Annotated in this window: 19 protein-coding genes and 1 pseudogene; 6 read left to right on the top strand and 14 right to left on the bottom strand. The window is 49.0% G+C overall.

Annotated elements, in window-relative coordinates:
- Positions 1–134: 134 nt before the first annotated feature.
- The gene (locus HBO24_RS14020; RefSeq protein ID WP_170059905.1) at positions 135–1,289 is read right to left on the bottom strand and encodes a hypothetical protein; all 1,155 of its coding nucleotides are present in this window, start codon (positions 1,287–1,289) and stop codon (positions 135–137) included.
- Positions 1,290–2,227: 938 nt separating this feature from the next.
- Between HBO24_RS14020 and HBO24_RS14010 the strand changes: the two genes are divergently transcribed.
- The 4 genes and pseudogenes from HBO24_RS14010 to HBO24_RS13995 form a co-directional block, all read left to right on the top strand.
- Positions 2,228–4,057, top strand: coding sequence for a hypothetical protein (locus tag HBO24_RS14010; RefSeq protein ID WP_170059903.1), 1,830 nt, complete (start codon positions 2,228–2,230; stop codon positions 4,055–4,057).
- Positions 4,058–4,286: 229 nt separating this feature from the next.
- A complete protein-coding gene (locus HBO24_RS14005; protein ID WP_170059902.1) occupies positions 4,287–4,694 on the top strand; it encodes a HEAT repeat domain-containing protein in 408 nt (135 codons plus the stop codon).
- Between the two features lie 189 nt (positions 4,695–4,883).
- On the top strand, positions 4,884–5,213 hold the full coding sequence (locus tag HBO24_RS14000; protein ID WP_170059901.1) for a hypothetical protein: 330 nt from the start codon (positions 4,884–4,886) through the stop codon (positions 5,211–5,213).
- Positions 5,214–5,315: 102 nt separating this feature from the next.
- Positions 5,316–5,627, top strand: a pseudogene (locus HBO24_RS13995) (integrase); the annotation flags it as partial.
- Between the two features lie 756 nt (positions 5,628–6,383).
- On the opposite strand, the gene HBO24_RS13990 reads toward HBO24_RS13995, so the two are convergent.
- The 9 genes from HBO24_RS13990 to HBO24_RS13955 all read right to left on the bottom strand — a co-directional run bounded on the left by HBO24_RS13990 (position 6,384) and on the right by HBO24_RS13955 (position 13,670).
- Positions 6,384–6,923, bottom strand: a complete 540-nt coding sequence (locus HBO24_RS13990; RefSeq protein WP_170059899.1) for a DUF6037 family protein — start codon at positions 6,921–6,923, stop codon at positions 6,384–6,386.
- A gap of 55 nt (positions 6,924–6,978) precedes the next feature.
- Positions 6,979–7,215: a DUF6527 family protein gene (locus HBO24_RS29385; RefSeq protein WP_225569406.1), complete on the bottom strand. Its 237-nt coding sequence runs from the start codon at positions 7,213–7,215 to the stop codon at positions 6,979–6,981.
- Between the two features lie 101 nt (positions 7,216–7,316).
- On the bottom strand, positions 7,317–8,699 hold the full coding sequence (locus HBO24_RS13985; RefSeq protein WP_170059898.1) for a ThiF family adenylyltransferase: 1,383 nt from the start codon (positions 8,697–8,699) through the stop codon (positions 7,317–7,319).
- Complete coding sequence (locus tag HBO24_RS13980; RefSeq protein WP_020299877.1) at positions 8,696–9,787, bottom strand: multiubiquitin domain-containing protein; 1,092 nt, start codon at positions 9,785–9,787, stop codon at positions 8,696–8,698. The genes HBO24_RS13985 and HBO24_RS13980 overlap by 4 nt, the downstream gene beginning before the upstream one ends.
- Positions 9,788–9,995: 208 nt before the next feature.
- Positions 9,996–10,352 carry a YegP family protein gene (locus tag HBO24_RS13975; protein WP_020299878.1) on the bottom strand — a complete coding sequence of 119 codons (357 nt, stop codon included), beginning with the start codon at positions 10,350–10,352 and terminating at the stop codon, positions 9,996–9,998.
- Between the two features lie 113 nt (positions 10,353–10,465).
- Entirely contained in the window at positions 10,466–11,026 is a 561-nt protein-coding gene (locus HBO24_RS13970) for a helix-turn-helix domain-containing protein (RefSeq protein ID WP_020299879.1), read from the bottom strand.
- A 43-nt stretch (positions 11,027–11,069) separates the two neighbouring features.
- On the bottom strand, positions 11,070–12,179 hold the full coding sequence (locus tag HBO24_RS13965; protein WP_090401500.1) for an ATPase: 1,110 nt from the start codon (positions 12,177–12,179) through the stop codon (positions 11,070–11,072).
- Positions 12,180–12,207: 28 nt separating this feature from the next.
- Positions 12,208–12,558, bottom strand: a complete 351-nt coding sequence (locus HBO24_RS29590; RefSeq protein ID WP_262152971.1) for a hypothetical protein — start codon at positions 12,556–12,558, stop codon at positions 12,208–12,210.
- Positions 12,559–13,202: 644 nt separating this feature from the next.
- Complete coding sequence (locus tag HBO24_RS13955) at positions 13,203–13,670, bottom strand: helix-turn-helix transcriptional regulator (RefSeq protein ID WP_170059897.1); 468 nt, start codon at positions 13,668–13,670, stop codon at positions 13,203–13,205.
- Between the two features lie 704 nt (positions 13,671–14,374).
- On the opposite strand from HBO24_RS13955, the gene HBO24_RS13950 reads away from it, so the two are divergent.
- Together HBO24_RS13950 and HBO24_RS29835 are read left to right on the top strand one after the other, a co-directional pair.
- A complete protein-coding gene (locus HBO24_RS13950) occupies positions 14,375–15,181 on the top strand; it encodes an NAD-dependent deacylase (RefSeq protein ID WP_170059896.1) in 807 nt (268 codons plus the stop codon).
- Positions 15,178–15,636, top strand: a complete 459-nt coding sequence (locus HBO24_RS29835) for a BPSL0761 family protein (protein WP_122251781.1) — start codon at positions 15,178–15,180, stop codon at positions 15,634–15,636. The genes HBO24_RS13950 and HBO24_RS29835 overlap by 4 nt, the downstream gene beginning before the upstream one ends.
- Positions 15,637–15,865: 229 nt before the next feature.
- On the opposite strand, the gene HBO24_RS13945 is transcribed toward HBO24_RS29835, so the two are convergent.
- From HBO24_RS13945 to HBO24_RS13930, 4 genes are read right to left on the bottom strand one after another with little or no spacing between them, the layout of a single operon-like run.
- Positions 15,866–16,267, bottom strand: coding sequence for a hypothetical protein (locus tag HBO24_RS13945; RefSeq protein ID WP_170059895.1), 402 nt, complete (start codon positions 16,265–16,267; stop codon positions 15,866–15,868).
- 1 nt (position 16,268) lies between these two features.
- Positions 16,269–18,311: a hypothetical protein gene (locus HBO24_RS13940; protein WP_170059894.1), complete on the bottom strand. Its 2,043-nt coding sequence runs from the start codon at positions 18,309–18,311 to the stop codon at positions 16,269–16,271.
- Positions 18,289–20,016 (bottom strand): hypothetical protein, encoded by a 1,728-nt coding sequence (locus tag HBO24_RS13935; RefSeq protein ID WP_170059893.1) that lies wholly within the window; start codon positions 20,014–20,016, stop codon positions 18,289–18,291. Before HBO24_RS13935 ends, HBO24_RS13940 begins: the two co-directional genes overlap by 23 nt.
- On the bottom strand, positions 20,000–21,268 hold the full coding sequence (locus HBO24_RS13930) for a site-specific integrase (protein ID WP_262152972.1): 1,269 nt from the start codon (positions 21,266–21,268) through the stop codon (positions 20,000–20,002). Before HBO24_RS13930 ends, HBO24_RS13935 begins: the two co-directional genes overlap by 17 nt.
- Positions 21,269–21,359: the final 91 nt, after the last annotated feature.

Raw genomic sequence — 21,359 nt, 5'->3', positions numbered from 1 at the left:
TCAACTGCCTTCGACCCATGGCTGTGACCGAGGCGTCTACGAAAACAGGGTGATGTAGCAATTTCGCCTGACAGGGTTACAAGTTACTAGCTTTGGTCTGCATTGCCAGGCAACTAGTAAGCTCGTATTTGGCTTCATCTTGAGCCACTGCCTGGCTTGAAGCTCATTTCTATGACATGTCTTTCCAGTTCGGGTGCGAGCCTCTCCAGCTCATTGTGAATATCATCGATGTACGCATCGGTTTCAGGAGAAAGCCACGCGCTTCGAATTCCGCTTGGATCGATTGTTTCGCCGTGTAATGCCATGTAGTTCGCTTCACATTCCCTTGTCCATTCATCAACAGTTTCACGGGCAGAATCCTTATTCAGATCTAGCCCCTCCACCAAAGCTAGGGAATATATGAACATCAGGTAAAGCATTCTGATAGGAGGATGAGGATGAGAGTTGCCGTTTTGCAATTCCCGCTCCCAGTGCAGATGCTCGAACATCCGTAACGGCAAATACATGCCCATGAACGAATACTTCGCTGCGGACGGCCCATCGGCATATAGAATTTCTAGTGCCCGGAGCGTAGCAGGGGCGGCCTTCTTGAACTGCCCGATAGAGACGGCATGCTGAAGACCAAACAGATAATTGAAGCTTTCTTCGATAGCCCCGGTATCCGCATCGAACTCTAGCGCTTGCTTGCTCAGGGCAGCCAAGTGCCCTGGCATATCGTCACCTTCCGACCAGTTGAGCGCCCCCAGGTTTTGAACCAGGCCAAGGTGACCACGGACTAAATGGCTGACCTCGTGCATGAAGACACTCTCGACAAAGCGAACAGTTAAAAAGACGGCGAATGCTTTGCGAACCGGGCAGACAGGCTGGGATGGATGAAATGGAGAATCTGCCATGCTGCTAGGCATGTTGGAGATCGGATTGGGCGGGGACTCTTTTTCAGGTGAGCCCACCTCTGTCAGCATATCGTTGCGCGAAAGCATCATGGTCGCAAAACAAGCTGCGTTGAACACAAAACCGTAGCTGATGCCGATAAAAGCCACCTTGTCCGGCTGAACCTGAGAAGAAAGTGCAGCAAATGCTCGGGCCTTGAGTTCATTGTAAATGCCACAGCGCAGTTGCGTGCCAATGCCCTCGAAGTACAGTTTTTCGATCCTCTCCCGATACTGTTCGAGCCCGCTTGAGGCCTGAGATATCAGATTTCGAGTCCACGCATCAGGGTGCGATGGCAACTCTAGGCCGCCCCTCTGATCTAGCGTCACTTGCAAGTCATAGGGAAGGTGCATGTTCAAACTTTACTCCTGCGGGGGGGGGGGGATGGCCACTGAATAATGCTACCAAATGCGCTTGTGTCAACTGTGACTCAGGACACGGTCAGTGCGCTAGCACGGTGTATTTTGAAAGTTCCTTGCGCGCCGATGAACACAATACTTTGGGCGGTCGTTGTGAACTCCAGATCGGTTAGTTCCTTAGCCAAGCTCGCATCTAATGGCCTTTGAAACCTGAAACTAGCTCTAGTAGAACGGCCGCTTTTGGCCGATGACTGCCTGTCGCCAACGGCAGCAATGGGCAGCTCTCTGCCGATCATGTTTACTAAGCGTGCTGGTCAAATCCGATGCAATCGGTGGTCTGATCGAATGCAAACGCCTGGTCAAGTGCAATACAAACGAGTGGTCAGTACCAATGCCATCAGGTGGTCAAGTGGAGTGCAATTTCGCACTTGTCACATGGATTCGTCGAAACTGACCGTCTCGCACCACTTGAGGCAATCATTATTCAAGGTCGATGCGCGATCGTGCTCTACCATTTGGTGTCTCCTGCGATTTCACCGGTCCCCGTGACGTTTGGCTACGTCACGGAAGAGCCTGGAAAGGTACGCGCGGTGGAAGATTGAATCGCCTCTGGGTTCGTGGACACCTTCGAGTCACAGCTTCTGGCCGTTTTCTGCCTGTCCCGACCGACCGAAATCGACCCAAAGCAGCCCTTCGTGAAGGGCGGATAATGGCCAAGAGCAGACTGCCTGCTCTCTATAAATAAATGTCTCCCCTTTTCGGTCAAAGGATTGCGCGAATGGAGATGAGGTCGGTATGTAGTTGGTGAGTGCGGCAGTGATAATTCCAGATAGCCATTATTGATAGGTACCGCTACGCTCAACCTATGTCAAGGACTCACAACCAACCTAGACAAAAGCTGATAGCTCCCTCACAAAAATCCACGCATGGAAAACGATATGTCAGAACTTTTAGGAAACCCATCATCCAGAGCTATTGGAAGCGTTTACAAAGAGAATAAAAGATTTGTTGTAATTGGTTTGACGGGAAGAACTGGTTCAGGCTGCTCTACATCAGCAGAAATTCTTTGTAGTGCCTCGATTGAGCTCCCAGAGAATGCTTATACCGGAATCACAAATAATGAGCTCAGAAAACATCGAATAATCAAAAAATTTATTGAACACCGATGGCAGCCGTTTAAGTGTCTCCAAGTTAGAACGGTCATAACCAGATATATTCTTGCACTTAATTTTTCAGAATTTTGCCGCTTTATTTCTGAAGTGATGTCTAGGGATATACATAAAACTTCCGAAGCCATGAGAGTAATAAAGGAAGAATATGATGATCTTCACATGGAAATATCTGAGTATCTTAGGAGTCCTGAAAACACGCTTGGCGAAATAGAAGCCAAGCAAGAATTTGCTTTCGATTTTTACTTTAAAAGATTACCAATTTTCTCAAACAAAATACGAGAAGCCCTAAAAAACATTTCGATGGATGCATACACAAAAATATACCAGAGTGCAGGTGACAACATTCGAGCATCAGGGCAGGCAAACAGCTCTAAATTTGATGACTCAAAAGTCTTTCATTTCCCCAAAACTATAAACAAAATAATAAAATCCGCGCACCATGTGGCCCGAAAAAACGATGAGTCCTGCTTCATTGTGATTGACGCTATCAGAAATCCATACGAAGCAATATTTTTTAAGGAGCGTTACGCGGGGTTTTATCTAGTATCAATAAATACAGAAAATGAAAACAGGCTAGCCCACCTCCGCAGCACACACAAATTTTCTGAATCCCAGATAAAAGAGCTTGATGAAAAAGAGTACCCAAGCAAACTTGCCGGATATAGCAAATTTATCTCACAAAACATACAAAAATGCATAGAAATATCAGATATACACATACACAATCCTAGGAAAGAACAGTTCAATAACGTTGAGCTGAAATGCCAGCTCGCCTGGTACATTTCTTTAATACAGCGCCCTGGCTTGGTGATGCCAACATCTTTAGAAAGTTGCATGCAAATTGCTTACACGGTGAAGCAAAGTTCTGGCTGCATATCTAGGCAGGTGGGGGCAGCAGTAACTGACGAGGAGTTCTCTGTCAAATCAGTTGGATGGAACAACACGCCACAAGGGCAAGTACCATGCCTTCTCAGAAATGCCGAAGACTTACTGCTTGGGCAGGATACTTATGCATACAGCGAGTATGAAAGAAATGATAGTAAGTTTAGGGAAGTTTTACATGGGAAATTTGACAAGCTAAGAAAATCACCGCTACTGGAAGGTCGCAATTTATCTTTTTGCTTTAAAGATATGCAAAATGAAATAGATGGTGAAAAAAACCAAGTTCACACACGCTCACTACACGCAGAAGAAAATGCATTCCTTCAGATTTCAAAGCATGGCGGAATGAAGCTTAGAAACGGGATACTATTTACTACAGCCAGTCCATGCGAACTCTGCTCCAAGAAAGCCTACCAACTTGGAATCAGCAGAATTGTATTCATTGACCCATACCCTGGAATTGCTACTCGCCATACTCTACTAGTAGGAGACAACAGTCCAACATTACAACTTTACAGGGGCGCAGTTGGCAGAGCATACCACCAGCTTTATCAGCCAATAATGCCCTACAAAGATGAGCTTGAAACGCTGCTATCAATTCCCGGCAACGCAAACAAAAAAGCTATTCGGACAAAGATGCTAGAAAAAGAAAACCTGGAATTACGAGAGGAGCTTGAGCGACTAAAAATCCAACTAGATAGCCTTAGTAAATAATAATCCCCATATAACCATGATTGAGATGGGGGCGGTAAGTAATGGTATAGATCGAAAGGGGACGGATTTATTAATATGCAGGCAATTCGCTTTTGGCCGAAAATGGTATGTCGTGACAGGCAGATATCGGGGGTTAAAGTTGAGGCCGTCGAGGTTGGAAAGCGCGTCACTGCGGGCGAGCCTTTTGGCAGAGGCTGTACGAATCCGACGAAATTCTGATAGGTGAAATATGTTTAAAGAATATGAATTTTTGCTGGATTCAATAGGGTCAGAAGATTACTGGTCGGATGTAGGAATTGATATCGCGGCCTACAAGATCTCTCAGTTTAATAACTTAAGCTGGAGCGGCCTTGAATCTGCTCTTCTGGCGAAGTCTGAAGTCTGGCGAGGTCGGTGCGCGGAGTCTCTCGGTGACTCGAATGACGAGCGGGCGTTGCGTGTTTTGCTAACGCTTCTAAAAGCTGGAGAGGAGTCGGTTGGCATTCATGCAATTGAATCAATTGAGTCAGTTTTTTTGGCTGGCTACATTCTTGATAGGGCGCAGGTCATACGCGCTCTAGATGAGGAGTTTGAGGCAGAGAGCAGATCGTTAAAGCTAATGGCGGCTACGCTGGTCAAGAAGTTAAGAGAGGCATGAAGGTTGTTCGGTAGCTGACTGAATCGCCCCTTATTTCCTAGGCGCTTTTGAATGGCTCCTATTGGCCGCTCACTGCCGGTTATGGTTGCAACCAGGTGTCAGTGGTTCTGAAGAAGTGGCCCCATCCAGCGGCATGTTCAGCTCTGTTAGAATTGCGCTGGTTGAGTAGTCAGACCCTTGAGATGCAGCATGAACAAAGAATGGACTGAAGAAGAAATGCGACAAGCATTGTTCGGCAATGCCGAAATATCTGCGCCGGTGAGCACCGCCCCCTTGGAAGAAGTCCAACTGGACGTTGCTGTCGTGCCCCTATCAAAAGTGACGAAAAAGAAGGTCTCCAAAACCTTTACCTCGAGACTTGTAGTGACGCTCCGTGTTAGCAATGAGTTCGAAGGAAGGACGTTTGAGATCGTCCATGAAGCCGATACTCTGAGTACGCTGCTAGCAGAGCAGGAAGCCACCAAAGCAGCTAGGAAGAAATTTCGATATGTAGAAGTGGTATCGATCAAGCGTATGTAAATCATGTTTCTCAGCAGGCGACAAGCCAGTCTGCTGTTGGCCGGTTAGCGACCGTTGCTCTGATTAGCCATCCTTTGTCCTTTCAAACGTGGAGGACTTGTCATGAACATCATCGCTACCTGCAGCCGTCATCTCTGGAACAAAGGAAAACTGGTCGGGCAGAAAACCCCGCTCCGACTGAGAGATATCTGGGCTATCCGAGTAAGGCTTCAAATTGCGGAAAGAACGCGAGACCTGGCTCTCTTCGATCTGGCCATCGACAGCAAGCTTCGAGCCTGCGACTTAACCAAGCTCCGCGTGCGCGATGTCGCTCATGGCGAGCACGTATCATCACGAGCCATGGTGATGCAGCAGAAGACGCAGCGGCCTGTGCAGTTTGAGATCACTGAGCAAACACGTTTTGCTCTTGCGGCCGACCGGCAGCTATGGGTCGGCTCCCGCCCATAGTGAACGGCAGAGTTCGGTCAAGGTGGTCCCGAGAGCTATGCCAGCATATGAAGCATGTCCATGAACATCGGACCTGAGAGATCACGTATCTCTCCGTCGTCAGCAACCAAGCAACCTACAGCGCCAGCGAATGACTCTTGGTCATGCGCTGGGATGTCCAAGCTGCAAATGATCCTGTAGCGGAACAGCCAGCCGCAGGCCACGCGACCACACAGTTCTACCGTTTGATGATATCCATCAACGGACAGGGGCCGGGCACTGTGGGCCTGCGCAAGGTTATATGCTGCACTGCCTGTAGATTCGCGTTGGGAAGATTCGTCGTTCATACGCACTGAAAATGGCTGGAATAGCAGTCGATTATGTACTCGTTTGGTTTGAATGTCTGGGCACCCGCTCTGGGTCGATTACGGCCCTCGCGACAGGCATAGATCGGCCAATCGCTGCCTGTCGGAGGATGAGAGTCGAGCTGGCTTTGTAGGTGTCCCTAAGGAGAGCCATTGCGCACTGGAAACAGGAATCGCGACGTTTAAAGTTATGTCGTCAACCAAAACGTTGCATGCTGCTGAAAGCCCCAAGCAAAAGGGGCTTTTTGATGACCGTCAGAGTCGTCGCCGTAACTATGACAGTGCTTCATGAGGGCCCGCAGTGTGGCTTTTCACAGAGCGTCTCCGCTGAAAATGATCTTGTCGGCAGCCTTCGTATGTATAGCGTTGTCTATTGGCACTACCGATCAGGCTCGACGGAGCTCCATCTCGACGATGCGTTGTTTTTCTCGCTATAGATGAGGGCTGAAGGACCCAGCAGCAGTAACGTTTTTTTCTTGTTCTTAGCGGATGGGCCTCCAGTTGTCCAAGGTATCCACGTGTCAAAGAACGGCCGATCCCGCTCCTCCATGTCATGTCGTAACTGAAGGATTTCGGATGTCGTCGGTACATTGTTCGTATGGGCGACGCTTGGGACGATTTTGTCCAAGTCCTTGAAAAACTGTGTGCTGCTGAAGCCCTTCATTGAAAGGCCATGTGTGCGCAGCACATTTACCAATTTCGAATTTTCTCCTTTGAGATAGGTCGCCATCTGAAATGTTTTCGTGATGGGGAACAGGAAAAAACTCGGATTCGCGCCACGTGTCGTCAGTGAAAGCTCGTAGTCTCCTCGCATGGAAAATAAGCAGTCAAACTCCACTGCCCCGGTTTTGAACCTGAATTTTTGGATGTCCAGGTTTTGGGCTTGCATGCTTTTACCCAGTTTTTCCAAGCCGCTCATGTGTATGGTCATGGTCTAACCTCGTCCATTCGTTAGTTTTTACTCGTGAGGGCGATCACACCCATTTGATGCGGCCGTCTTTGACCCAGAAATGAGACCGGCAACCATTGTTCAACCATACGGACGGATGAAGGGACGGCTGGCCAGCTGGATTCAACGTGTAACTCCAGCGAGGATTGGCCTCCTCAATCACAAGCAGTTCAATGGTTCGGCCGCAGCCACATGGGCATCGAAAACCGATGCACCAGTCTTCTCTGCCGTCCCTGGCAAGTACGAGCGAGCGAATTGGCATCTTGACCGGAAGAGAATCTCCCTTGACGACGATCAGTCTTCGAGGAGGAAGGTATGGCTCAAGCCAGAGCAGTGTGTTGGCTAGCAGATTTCGGAAGAAGGTCATGGCCGTACTCCGAGGTCAGGCAGCCCCAGGAGGGGTTCTTTCCCTCCTTGCGCCAGTTTAGGGTTAGGCGCTTTTCTGAATGAGTCCTCGTGTTCGAAGTCCTCCAGGCACCCAGACAGCGTGAAATTTGTTTGGGCATATTTGGAGTTGTGTTCTTCGCGAAACGGGAACGCCCGGGCAATGAACTCGTTCACGCAAGCACTGGCTGCTCGCATGTTCAGCGTGATCACAGAAGGGGCTTCCTCCTGAACACCGGAGATGTAGCCATGCTCCACTTGATCACGATGTGCGTCGGGGTTAGTGCTCCGCAGTGCCTCAGCGTAGAGCGAGTCTGGGGTGTAGATTTTACGGTCGGCCAGTGTGGCGCCGCCTGGCTTGACGTAGTCAATTCGCCCCTGAACGTCGTGAATTGCTCTTCCATCTGACTCGGTGGGACGGGTAGGAATTTTTACCCCTACGTCGAACAATGGCGTTAGGAAGCTTGATGCCATCAGATCACAGATCATCCGGCCTTGGTGCGTATCGACGCAGCAAAAAATGACATCAGCGTTAGCAACCGCTAAAACAGCTTCGCGCGAGAGCACCGAGTTGTTAATTGGCTCGGCGACGTTGGGGCCACGGATCCGCTCGATGGCCTCTGCAAACATCTCAACTTTAGGGCGTTTTGACTGAGCATCGGCGATAGTCGAGTTGAGGATACGATTGAGGTTTTTCTCTTCAACATGGTCATGATCAACCAGGATGACTTTGCCAAACCCCAAGCGGGTCACTTGCTCCGCGACGATCGAGCCGGTGCCTGAGACCCCAATCACCGCGACCGTCAGTCGCTGGAGTGCGTGGGGCATCTGCGAAGTAAATGCCATAGGAGGCGTCAGGTGCTCTTCAGCGTCGATCGACCAGAAAAGGATCGTGTCTCCGGGGACCGTGACCAGCTCAATGTCTTCGCACGTTTGGTCAGGATGATAAATGCGCGCGCGCATAGCTCCGCACGGCACCATGATGGCCGAGCCGTGAATGGACTCCACCCCCTGAGCTAGCGAAACCATAGTGCCGGCATCGCTCGCATCGTCGACCCAAGAAAACTCGTACAAACCGCCAGGATGGGAGTGGACCAAAATGATTGAGCGCGCCCCCACGAGCGCTCTATCGATGGCGTCTTCTAGGTACTTGCCTGGCCAGGTGAGTGAGTCAGGAGTACGGACTGAGCACTCCTTGTGCGGTACCAAAATCAGCTCTTGGCTGAGAAGTTTCAGGTTGCTGCCAGGCGAGCGAGTGCAAATGAGGATGGCTGCGGCTTCCTTACCGTCGCCCGGGAACAGGTGTTCCCGAAGCGAGGTATGGATCTCGTCCGTCAGCACCAGACGAGAATGGGCTTTCACAGGCCTACCTCCTTCATGATGCAACCGTCTGCCATCGCGAGTTGGGTGGTGATGTTATCCGTTGCCGGATTCCAAGCCCGGTGACGCGACCAGCCTTGGAACGTGACGCCATCGATGTGGCCCACCACTTGGGTCTGAGCGATCTCTGCCCCGTTCGCCAGTCGCACTGCTGGATGGACGTAGAACATGTCGAGCATGGCGGCTGGATAGCCAGCCGGCACGTTCAGTGCCAGCTGAACCACTGCGTGGGAGTAACCAGGAGGAAGTTGGTAGTCGTTGATCACCAGCCAGCGACCACCGTCAGTGTTCAAGCGGGTTTCCCATTGATGGCCCGCCGCGTTCAGATACTGCTCGTCCTGTGGCAGCAGACTGAACTCACGGCGTGGTACCTGCGGGACCTCGCCGTTACTCACGTCCTTTTGAGTCAACCGAAGCTTCTCGATACCTGGGGCGCGCAGATCGATCACGTCATTGATGGTGAGCTCCTTCTTCGGCTGGTCACTGACCATGAGGAAGATCTGCCAGGCTTGGTTCGTGTCGAGTTTGGCTTTGATCATGGCCTCACGAACGCTCACCGTGTGCGTCTCGAACTCGTAAACCACACCCTGGACATTCAGCTTCCAGATGGCTTTACGGGTGATGAAGCGCTCGACCCCCGGCTCGTCCAAGTCAACGAACTCGTTGTTCTCGATATCTTTGTCAGCTTCGTCTTCACGTTCGAGCAGCAGCCGCTTGTTGTCTGCGATGTCTGCCAGGATGCGGATGGTTTGACCGGAGATATGGTGACATGGCCATTCAAATCGGGCGCCATCCACGGTCAGAAGGTATTTCCGATCCGACTCGACCACGATGAAACGGTTCAGGCCATCAGTGATCTTGGCGATCTCGTCCGGGCGAATGTCTTCGAGAGCCCCCGAGGGCAGCAGTTGGAGGATGACCGGCAATTGATCTGGCGTGAAGCCTGCCGCCGCCGCAATTTGCGCTCCAGTGGGAGTGCGGTCTTCCAGATGAACCGGACGGAATTGCAGGTCATCGCCAGCAATTTGAACGGTGATATGGTGTTGATGATGCTGATTTTCAGTGTTCATATTTCAGTATTTCCTTTGAATTCCGCGCATAGCGGCTTCGGGTCGCCGAGGGGCGATCCAGTTCATTGCCGTAGCTGAGAAGTTCTGCAGTCGATGCTTGACTGATGTGCGGAACATGGGAATACTGTTGTTCGCTTAAAGCATTCCACTCCACCGTACGGCGATTGCACTCGCTTTCCGGTATCTCATCTACGAAGTTTTTCTTCGGTCAGGTGGCTTTACATTTTTCCTCTCCTTCTTCGCTGTAGTTGATGATTTGCGCTGTCGGCGCATATTTCTTAACTGCTGAAATCACTGCGTCCCGATCATTAGCGGTGGCTTGCTTGCCTCCGTGGCCGATGATCCTGTTGTTGGACGACCTCAAGCTAAATGAATGCTCCCCTGTCTCGCTCCTGCTGTAGAACCGGTCGAATGGAGAGTGCTCACGACAGGACTCCATTCCCTTACCGCAGCTTGCCCGACTGGTGTACACGGTGCTGGAGAGGATCACCATTCCTTTGGGGTCTTTGAGCTGAAAGCGCATTTCGCCATTTTTCGACTCGTGAATCTCGTAGTGCGCTTTCATGCGGGGTCCTCCTGGTCACCGTACCCGTCTCGATCAATTATCCGGTTTAACCCGAATCCAAAAAAAGGAGACATGCCAAGAGCATACCTCCTTTTCTCGATAAAGCAACCCCTTTAAGCAGAATTGCCAATCACGTGGTAGACGAACTCTTTCCCGCCGCTTTCAGCGGTCATCTCAGCTCTCACCAAGAAGCCGTCCTCGGATAGGCGTTTGAGGCGGGTGCTAGCGTTCTGAACGCTCATATCTAGAGCTTGGGCGATTTGGACAGTGGTCGCTGAGCGCTTTTGGGTAACGGCGTCCAGAAGGGCTCTGCTGGACTCGGATGGCTTAGGGCCGACGAAGAAGCATTTGTTGCTGGTCCAGCACGTAACTATGTAGTCACCTGATAAAGCTGCACCATTTAGATTATCGATTATGTCTTCATCTGCAATATCTCTAACGAAAAACGCTATCTGTTTAGCGTATCGTTTAAAAGTGTAGATTAAACATTCACGGAGAAAGGAAACATCAGCGCCTTCAATTCTCTTGAGGGATATACCAATTGTTTTTGATTTTATTTTTGAATCAATAAAATCAATTAATTGAGCATGAGCCTTCCTACCCCTAGCTGTGCCGTAGGGGTTGCTTCCGTCCGTGAAATCCCGAAGGTCTATAATGCTAATATTCTCGTTCATATCTTCAGTTTAACCAGAAACATCTTAAATGTCAAGAGTGAATTTAAATGTCAAGAGTAAATTCAAAGACAACATGTGTTCCCGAAAGTTTCGGTAAGTCTAAGGACCACTCATGACCATAAAGGCTCTGATTTTTGAAAGTAAGCGCTACAGAAAAATTTTGCTGCCTAATTTTAATCGTAGCATTCAACTTCTCCGCTTGATATTGGCTAGCATTCAAGCCGGCACCTCTGCCTTTGCCCAGTCTGCTCAGCCCTCTATATCTCATCGCATGAATAATCAACATAGGGTCTGAGATTTTTTGCGAGCCTGGGAACTGGTTGGCTATCTCAGGAAAATGCACATCAAGCGCAGGGCGTAGTGTCGCGCAGATACCTTTGCCTGAATCCGAAATCACCGCCACCAGGCACGTTGAACCGTAACGCCTATAGCTTTGTAGCCCAGCAAACCCAGGTATTTGGGTGTCTGAGTGTTCCTCTACATTGCCCACAAACTCGCTGACGAGGGTAAACAGCTTATTGGCATGTTGCTCGCCAAACGCCTCGACGAAGCTGTGCTTGATGCTCTCAGGTACGCTCTCATTCGCTGGGTTTTCGCTGCTGCTAGGCTTGATCTCTAGCAGCTCTACCAATCCAGCATTATTGGCTTTGTACTGTTGGGCTGCGGAGGTAGGCGGTCGGCGAGGAAGAACTTTAACCGCCCGATCCAGCCGATCGATAAAGCCCGATCGATTCAAGTAAGAGAGCGTCGATTTGTTCTCTGTGAAATCAATCTCAACTGTTTTTTTTGCAAAAATCAGTTGATTGGCAAGCGCTAGGATTCGCGCGGCAGCACAAAGAAGGACTTTTCGTTCCTTCTGAATTTTTAATACTACATGCCCATGAATAGCATCTAGCGGTGATCCGGACTTTAAGAGTGACTTCTCAAAATGTTCTTGGGTTATCCATGTCCCTGTAGAGGTAAACTCTAAAACAAAACTTGCATCCTTCTTTAACTGCCATACGAAATTATCATCCTGGACAAAAACATCTAGATGGTCGTATAAGCATTTAGTTACCTCTTTCCGGTCGCACTCCAGAGCTTTCGCAATATCGCGAGCTTTCAGCCCTGGGTTTCCTTTGAGTAGCTGGGCAATCCTTTTCCGCATCGGCATTGGAGGTATCACTTAAATATTAAAGCAGTTATATAATTTCCTTGAGGTTCAGATTATTTGAAATAATTTGACCTTCTCGATCACCGGTGATGCTGTGGCGGTGATGAAAATTATACAGCTCCACGGATGGAATCAAAATGCCATCCAGCGGTTTTACGCTTTCCTCCAGGTTTGCGGAAGTGGGCTGCCGGGCCCTCTCGCGGGTCACCCACGCCATGGTATTTACTGTATGCCCATCCAGTATTTTTGGCAAGCCTTGCTTTGTTGCTGAGCTAAGCAAGGCATTGCTCGCAGGCTTGGAGGTACCCGACTCGGCCCCCTGGCCTGTCTCCGCCAGTTGGATACCAGGCATCTGGCCCAGCAATTGCCAGCGATTCATCACGTTTTTTCCCTCAACCTGATCCCCACCCAGCACATCGACGGATGTCAGTACATTCTCGGTGTGAAGTGCTACGCCGGCCTGACCTGAAGCGCTCAATTCACCTAGGGTGATGGTCGAGTTCCCAGGTTGTGAAGCCGGAAGGTCGGGGCGGCCAAGGCTGTGAGAACAGCGAATGAGGCCGAAGCGGTTTTCATAAAAGCTCCTAACGTCCGCAAGCTATGGCCTGCGGCGGTACTGATCTGTGGTAAGCAAGGGTCGATTTGACGCTAGGGCTATGCAGCCAGCAGCGAGAAACGGCGCTAGTCTATGTAGTCGGCTCAGCCGGTGAGCTTTTTCGAACGAGGTTAGGTAAGACCCTATCCGTTCTACAGGCGGCGGAATGTGATGCCGGCCCCCTCATTCCACGAGTTGGTATTTCCCCCGGTACGAGTGGGACGGTTTACCCGCATTGGCTTTGGTAACCTGCTCACTCCAAAGGATCGTCGTTGAGCGACTGGCTCTGGATGGCGCAATTGTCGACCTAAGGTTAGCGTACCGATTAAGCGAGTTCGAAATCCTTAGGCATTCTTCCTCCAACGATAGCATTGCCCTAGAGTGGCGTACGCGCGTGGGAGCTTGTAAGGGGGCAAGCAGTTAAGGGCTTATCCGTTGTCCTTTGCCTGATGCCAATGCCGATCAACGGTTGTGGTACCGATGCCCAGCTTCCGAGCTATTTCGATTTTGGTCAGCCCTTCAAGCTTCAGAGACTGGACTGCCTTACGATTTTTCTCCGCCTGGCGTCCTCTTACACCCTGAATGGCCGCGGCACCCTCTTCGTTGCGTAGCTTTTTGTCTGCGATGTACTCGGTGATCATACGTTCTTGGGTAGCTTGATACTCATCTAGCTTTAAGGCGCCCAATCGGGCTTCTGCCGCAAATAGCACAAGACTTGGCATAACCCCTAAGCATTCACATAGCGACCTGAGCTTCGCTATGGATATCGATTGCCGACCTCTCTCGACGGCCCCCAAATACTCGCGACTCAATGCGCGCAGGCAATCCTCGCGTCTCAGTCCGGCGTCGACTCGGATCTCCCTAAGGACTTGCCCAAGGGCTTCCAGATATTCCATCTCTCTTCCGTGCAGCCACAAAAGAGATTATCAGGCCATGCTTTGACACCCCACATCGCGGAGCTATAACATGTATAGGTGGGGTTTCCGCCTCAGTAGCTGCATCAGTACGCCAATTCCATTCTAGTATCACGGGCCTTCAGCGTGGGGCCTCGTGGCAAGCGCTGGCGATTTTCAACCCTTAAGCCGTTTCACGCGAGCCGGCTCACTCGCAATGGTGTCACTAGTGATTTACGTGCTTGATCCCAAGAGCCGCGATGTACATGTAGGACTACATTGCGAAGTCGAAGGCATTTGCTTCCTCGCAACGATTACTTCAATTCATACTGGTAAGCGCGACAGAGCTGCATTAATTCGCTGCGCCTACGAGCTCCAGCACTACCTCTCACTCGCGAAGGATGTGGCCATTGAAGCAGTGCAAATGGTATGCCCACCAAGCCTTACGGGCGGGGAGGATTGGAGCCTAGAAGAACTGATTCAGATCGTTTGCTACCGGGGAATTGGGACGGATGCAGGGGCCGTTGTTTATAGGACGTCGATGGGCACCTATAAGCTAGGAGATCTCGATCTGCGGAAGAGGAAGACGCGGCAAGTGTGGTATTCGCAGCAGCGTCTTCGTTCTCACATTCCTCAAGCATCCGATCGTGCTCTCGATCTGAACGAGCCGTACCTATATGCCGCCGTTCCCTAATGCGGGGAGTTTTATGAAGCCTAAGCACGAAGATTTCGAGGCGTCATGGGCTGCTTTAGAGCGGGCGAGAGAGGTGGTGTCTAATGCCAGACATATCGTTTGCTTCACTGGAGCTGGTATTTCGGCCGAAAGTGGTATTGCCACATACCGTGACCCGCTGACCGGCATATGGGCTGAGCACGATCCGCGGACGTTAGAAACGGCGAGCGTCTTTCGTAGAAATCCGCAGCTTGTGTGGGGATGGTATCTGTGGCGACGGCAGCAGGTTACAAACGCCCAACCAAACGCTGCCCATTTTGCTGTCGCTCAGTTAGCAGCCACAGGTCGAAAAGTCTCTGTCATCACTCAAAACGTCGATGACTTGCATGAGCGAGCAGGCTCTGGCGATGTACTGCATCTGCACGGCAGTCTGTCTACGCCAAAGTGCTTTGCGTGCCATCGCCCCGGAACATTGCCTCAGCATCAGATGCCCCTGCCAGCGGGTGGAGCATTGGTCGAGCCGCCGCGCTGTGAAAGGTGCAGTGGAAGACTAAGGCCGAACGTGGTCTGGTACGGCGAGGATTTACCGTCAGACGTTTGGAAGTCGGCGATCGCATCGGTAAAAAGCTGCGACGTCCTGATATCCGTAGGCACATCCGGGATCGTCACCCCTGCGGCGGACATTCCTTGGCTTGCGCTGTCATCCGGCGCGACAGTCATTCATGTCAACACGGAGGATGTCAGTACCGCCGAGCCGAATGAGCTAATGCTCATCGGGAAAGCTACCGAGGTCCTGCTGAAGCTTTTTGCCCTAGTCACTCGTGCGGAGCAACCACAATGACCACACCCTACGAGCGGACACTTAGCGTGATTGAAACGGGCAGTTTTTTGGCGATGCTTTGGCGAGATAGATCATTACCCGACAACGTCCGGGATCAAGCCAAACAACTCCTCCGCCACTACCCTACTCCACAAGCCGTGAGACTGGCTGGACGATGCGAGGCGATCAGACAGTATGAAATTTCGAAACTTCCTATCAGTCCTCAAACTATGCATCCAGCATTGGCGACCTGGCCTCTTCTCGAACCATTTTTTTACGATTCAACGGAACGCGATACGCCTAAGCCCGTTGCTCCACCGGCTGCGGCCACTGTGCCCAAGCTTCAGTCCATATCCGGCACAGTGGGAGCGCACCAGGCCGTCAGCTTGCAAATGCTGGGGCAAGCGCAATCGACAGGGATTGGATGCTTGAGCGCCGAATATCGCTGTTTCACATCAGCTCGAGCACCGTCATGACGATGTTTCCGAACTGCTTATAACGCCCGCCCATCGACCGGTATATTGAACTGTCGAGACCACATCCTGATGTATCCATCTACTGGTCTACCGGAAACTGCTGTCTGGATTCTGAGTATGAGTTTAATATATAGGGCGGTATTTATGCGCCTGTGGAACAAGTTTGCATCTGCTTATTCAGGCGCATCCCGAAGCCTGTATCCGTTAATGTCGATCGATTTCTGTTTATTTATTTCTGGCTTTCTACTAATTTTTTAATTTCTACTAGCTCTGTTGAAAGCTCCATAATCTTAGCGTCCGCCTCAAGCAAAAGGGATTGAAGATAATCTCTTTGGGTTTTTATTTCTTTAATTTGCGTACGCAACGTTCGATTTTTATCCCTCTGGCCAACCAATTGTTTATGCTTGGAAGGTGGAGTGTCCACGGAAAATGACGCAATCCAGTTCTTGATCTCATTGATTAATATTGGGAAACGGCTTTTCTTAAGCGCTGACGGATCCAGGCCTGCTTCCCTTGCAACATTGTTTTGTGTGATTGGTGTACCAGAAGGAACAATAGACGACGCACCAATTTTCAGCCTTTCAAAAGCAGCCCGGAATCTATCTTCTGCTGAGCAATTGGGCGGTAGCATTTCACATCTCCACAGTTTTAATTATGCGCAACATATTTTGTATGGCTGAGTGTTGCGCTTCTAGAGACTGTGCATATGGAGAACCTTCAGTTGCGCTTAATTTCCTTGATTGAATTACCGACTCCAGTTTTTTCATAATGCTCTTTTTCTCAGTATCCACTAATAGATGGGCGCATGGAGTGTTGTCGACACCTCCGCCGCATTTAATAATGTTTTCTACGCCGCCGTATTGGCAGGTACCGCGATGAGTGCAAACGCCGAGCAAGACATCTCTCCAAGAGAGTTCGCCAGATCTGGCAGCAATCATTAAGCTTTTATAGTCTCGCTCGGATATAGGAGAAAGCATTTCCAGTTTACGCTTTACTCCATATGGTGAGATGTAGCGATCATGCAAAAAGTTTAAGGCTCCGGAGACCTGGACGTCATACATCGCTTTGACATACTCCGCCTTGGCGTCTTCATTAAGTGCAACATTTGAATAACCTTGTCGATAGTACAAGGATTGATTTCGTGAAAGGTGCTTTAATTGTTGTTGGGCAGACTCATCAGTTACCATATTGGAAGCGTGCATGTTCACAGCACCAGTTCGGCGCAGTTGGTGCCATGTGAACTCCCATATCTTTCCAACGGAAAATCTCTCTTGGTTAATCGACGGGGTAACAAGTCGAGCCAGTTCAAAATCATTTTCTTGAATAGTGATTTCGCGTGGGTCAAAAAGCTTGGGGTGTGAACTTATCACCTCCATGTAAGAGAAATAGCATGGGCGTTTATCCATGTCCATCTCTACTCCGACGCGTTTAGACCAAGGTTCATAAGACCTGTTTATGATATATGGATTTACCCCAAGTGCTAGATTGAAAGGTACTTTTCTATCTTGGCATGCACAGTGCATACGTAATTTCGCAATCAGTGACATTGCAGTAATAACAATTTTTACAGAAGGAGAAACTACCCAGCGAGCGTCTGAGTCGTGATAGATTTTGGTAGTTTCTCCAGATACTAACCAAAGTCGTCCGAATTGATTATCGTCCACATAGCTGAGACAATCAGATCGTAGCTCAGATGCCTCGCGATACCGCATCATCGAAAAATTTAACAGGTATGCTAGTCCAATCTGTTGTGCCATCGTGAAGAGCGATGTTAGCAATGTCACCCCTTTACCCCCACTGTCTAATTCGGCATCGTCATCAATTAGCCAGTTTCGGAACAGGGTTGTTAGTCCGTATAGCTTCAGAACGTCCGAAAATTTCCCGCCTAGTAAATATTTCCTGTGATCTTTGTACATTCTCGACCCGAAAGCAGTGCCCAGGCCCTTACGATTTCCGTAGCATGCATCTAATCCGTAAAATCTTTGATATACTTCTAAGCAGTGGTGGAAGCAATTTTCAATGTTCCCGCTATTGTCAACGAATTCTTCAAGAAAAAGCCTAAGGCGACGGACTTGATATTCCCAGATTCGTGGTGGGATGTAAGGAGTCTGCCGTACTGCGTGATCATTAGAGATCGATGAAAGTCGTGCAATTTGTTTGGGCTCTAAGATCACAAATCCAAGGAATGCCCTATTTTCATAAAGGCCATGCAATAGCGAAATAACCGATGGTATGGAGGAGGGAGCCAGCTGCTTCGAGATCTTGTCCAAAATTGTAAGGTTGGAATTTAGCTCGGTTATTTTTAACCCGTAGCTGCTGCAGGCTTCAACGAGTTTGTAGATTTTACCAAATCTCGCTTTCAAAGTTGCTGCTGTTCCAACCGGGTGATATCCATAGAGCCACCAAGCGCAAATTTCTCGTAGCTTGCCGCCATTGAACTCGCAGTTTTTCACCTTAAATCCCGGTTGCGAAGGATCGTTGAAGTTTATGATGGATGATGTGGCTGACCAAGCCGTTAAGTCCCATATGGTAGCGCTGTATATACTAATTGTTTTTCCATACTTGTCACGGATAATGGGAAATTTGGCCTCCGGAGGCCAAACATCCAATGGTAGATTAGGTATATACTCTAAGGTGGACTCCACCCTAATATTAATATTGCGCGGCATTTTCACTTGTTAATTCCAGTATTTTAATGAACCCATCCCACTTAGGGTGGTAATGGCTTTCAGCAATCCGCTCAAGTGCTTCTGCCACCCATTCAGGGCGCAACCCCTCGGAAGCGGAAAAATACTGAATTTTTGAATTCAAGGCATCTATGGCTAAAGCGCAAGGGTTTGTATCGTGTGGAATAAGCTTAGCGGTATAAGTGGCAAGTTCCAAAATTTTGTAGTGGCGGTAAGAGACTAAAGACCAGACATGATCTTGAGAATCAATGTCACGGTGATTCACACAAAAGAGGCAACCGGCAGCGCTTACACAGTCAGGTGTTGTTGCCTGTTTAGGAATATTCTCAATGGCCAGGGGATTGGCGATGCTACAGCCTCCTGTCCCTGCTGCTTGCAATGTAGGATCATGGGTGTTAAAGAAAGAGCTGATCTCAATCAGTGCTATCTGAAAGTTAGGCTGATGATAATGTCTGAGGTAAGTCTCCTTGGTGTGCTGCCCTAGTTCGAGTGTGAGTTCTAAGTTTTTAGTCTCGCGCGCAAACCAATTTAATTTCAGCTTTCTTAGATTTCTAGGCAATACAGGTGTGATGCCTAAAATTTTACATCTTGATTTTATAGGAAGAAAACTAGGCGCGAAGTCTGAATTTCCATTGCATTGATACGAAAAAAAAGGGAAAAGCAGGTCGTTAGTGCTAGTTGAATAAAGCGTGTTGCGCCATTCTAAGTAGTCTTCAAATATAATCCTGTATTCGCTGAAGATTTCAAACTCTACAACGCCTTTCTTCCGGTTTTTGTATATTCGTCTTACCTCGTATCCGCGACTTAAGCTTTTATAGGAAAACTTTCCGATTTTTAGCTTTCTGGCCTCGTTAAGATTCATGGCGGTTTGTGATATGAAAATAAGTAGCTCAGCCATCACCCTCAGGTTGATTAGGGCGTACCTTGCTCTGAATGTTTCCGCAATAAGTTCTTCTTCGTCTGCATAGTCGGCGATTGCTAGCGCCCTTATACTTTTCGTGTTGGGCGAGTAACCCGAGCGCTCGCTGATCTCTTGACCGTCACTGAACGTGATCAATAAGGGCAGCGCTGATTGTATTCTCTCGAGAGTCAGGTTCCGTGTAATGTCATGCAAGAATCTACCAAACTTGAATGCTTCGGGCAGATCCACTTTGTCAGATGCGGTTTTAATTCTCGTCCGATTTCGGCTTCGAACCTTGGCGTTAAAGAATGGCGTACGCGAATGCAGGCCAGATGATAATTCCAGTACTCCGCTCAGTAATGAGCCTAGCTTGGATGATAAGTTAGCCGCATAGTTTTCCTCGATGCCTCTGTTACGAACACGCTCCCATAGGTAATCAGACCATGATAGGTATAAAGCTTCTACAGTAGTAAGCGTTATAGGAGAGTGTCTATCTTCCGCCCACTGGAAAAAACCCCTAACGGCTCCGATCTTCCCCCTTAGAGTTAATGCACTTCCGCCTCCGACTATTATTGAATTCAGGGTTTCATGTATTTTCAACGCCAATTGAATTCGTTCGGGAACCAAGGTTTTATGTTCCGATGCCAAGAGTTCTTGGCTATCTCTTACATTTCCCCTTGTGCCTCTTTCGTACACCAAGCAGCGCAAATCATGGTGTGTTTCTCTAGGGCCATAATTCACGCCTGAAAAAATTAGTAGCGGAATGCCGTCAATTTCAGGCCGCGTTGCCATAGTACCTGCCTAAAAATTCTTGGGTGAATTTGTTACTGGCGGCTTCTTTAATTGGGGTGTTCTCTACAAACTTTATGTAGGCCAGCGTTGTGCTTTCATTTTTGTGCAGCATGGCATTTTTCACCATGCTGAGCGCGTGCTTCGGATTTATCGATAACGCTACTTTGGTGTATTCTGTGGCAAAAGTGGCTCTCGATCGATGGAACGAAAAACCCTGCATCACTGCGACTCCGCGGGATAGTCCTTGCTTCCGCAGATCGTTCATTGCGACATTGATTGCAGGTGAGGTTTCCGTTCCTCTTCTCGCATATGAATTTCCACGACTTGTTAAAAACAATAAGTCTTTGTGTTCTTGCTTTGCGAAGATTTCTCTCTTTGCTCGTCGGATGCAATTGGCATATGTAGTTAGAGTGTTTAACAGCTGTTCTGGGATTTCTATAAGTCCTGAGATTTGGTATTTTGTACGTACTGGTGGGGATGCGGTGGGACCCACAGCAATCAAAAATGTTTTGTCTCGTACCGGGTGCCTGGTGGCCATTGTTATATTTTTAATTTTTAGGTCACAGATTGTTTGAACTCTCATGCCGGTATGGAACCCTAGTAGGAGCATATAGTACAGCTCGGGTGGGCAATGCATCTCAGCAATGTCTAGGATTAGTTCTCTATCCACTGCAGAAACCGGAAACACGCCGTCTTCCAATGTTGTTCCGCGTTTCCCCGCGTTTGGGATGCTTAAGTCACACGACTGAATTTGGAGTGTACGTTCAAATCCTACGCTTGTGTGTGTTCTAATTGCGACACTTATGTCCGTCCAGAGCTCTAGGTTGGGTGAGATTAATCCGGTTTTTTTTACCCAGCGGTAGAATCTTATAACATGATTCATTCTAGCTGTTGCAGTAGAAGGTGCTATGTTTCCGGCGTCTCTCTCTTTAATTAAATGGCCTCTATATTTTAGTAGGCAGCGATCATCCTTTCTTAACGGAAAATACTTCCAGTCAAGTTTTTCGCTCTCTAGCCAGGTCGCATAATGTTGGAGGGCATTAGCATTTGATAGCGCTGTTTTACTATCCTTTCCGTTAATTAATACCTGTTCGCGAAACCAGGAATTTGCTTCCCTCCATGGCATGCAAGTGATCCAGAATAATGCGGGCAGATCAGAAATGGAAACCTCTTTAGAGGTCACCCAATGGATACTGTCGAGTTCAATACGTGCGTAGCTCGTACGGTATTGAATACTTTCCAATCTAGCCATTTTTAATTTGATCGTTGTTGGTGGCGATTTTTTATCAATAGCAAGATTTTTATCGGTTGTCCATGCCTCGATACTTATAAGTTTTCAGGGC

The organism is Pseudomonas sp. WS 5410 (assembly GCF_012985645.1).
Lineage (GTDB): Bacteria > Pseudomonadota > Gammaproteobacteria > Pseudomonadales > Pseudomonadaceae > Aquipseudomonas > Aquipseudomonas shahriarae.
The sequence above is the reverse complement of the archived record's forward strand: the minus strand, read 5'-3'. Positions and strand labels throughout refer to the sequence as shown.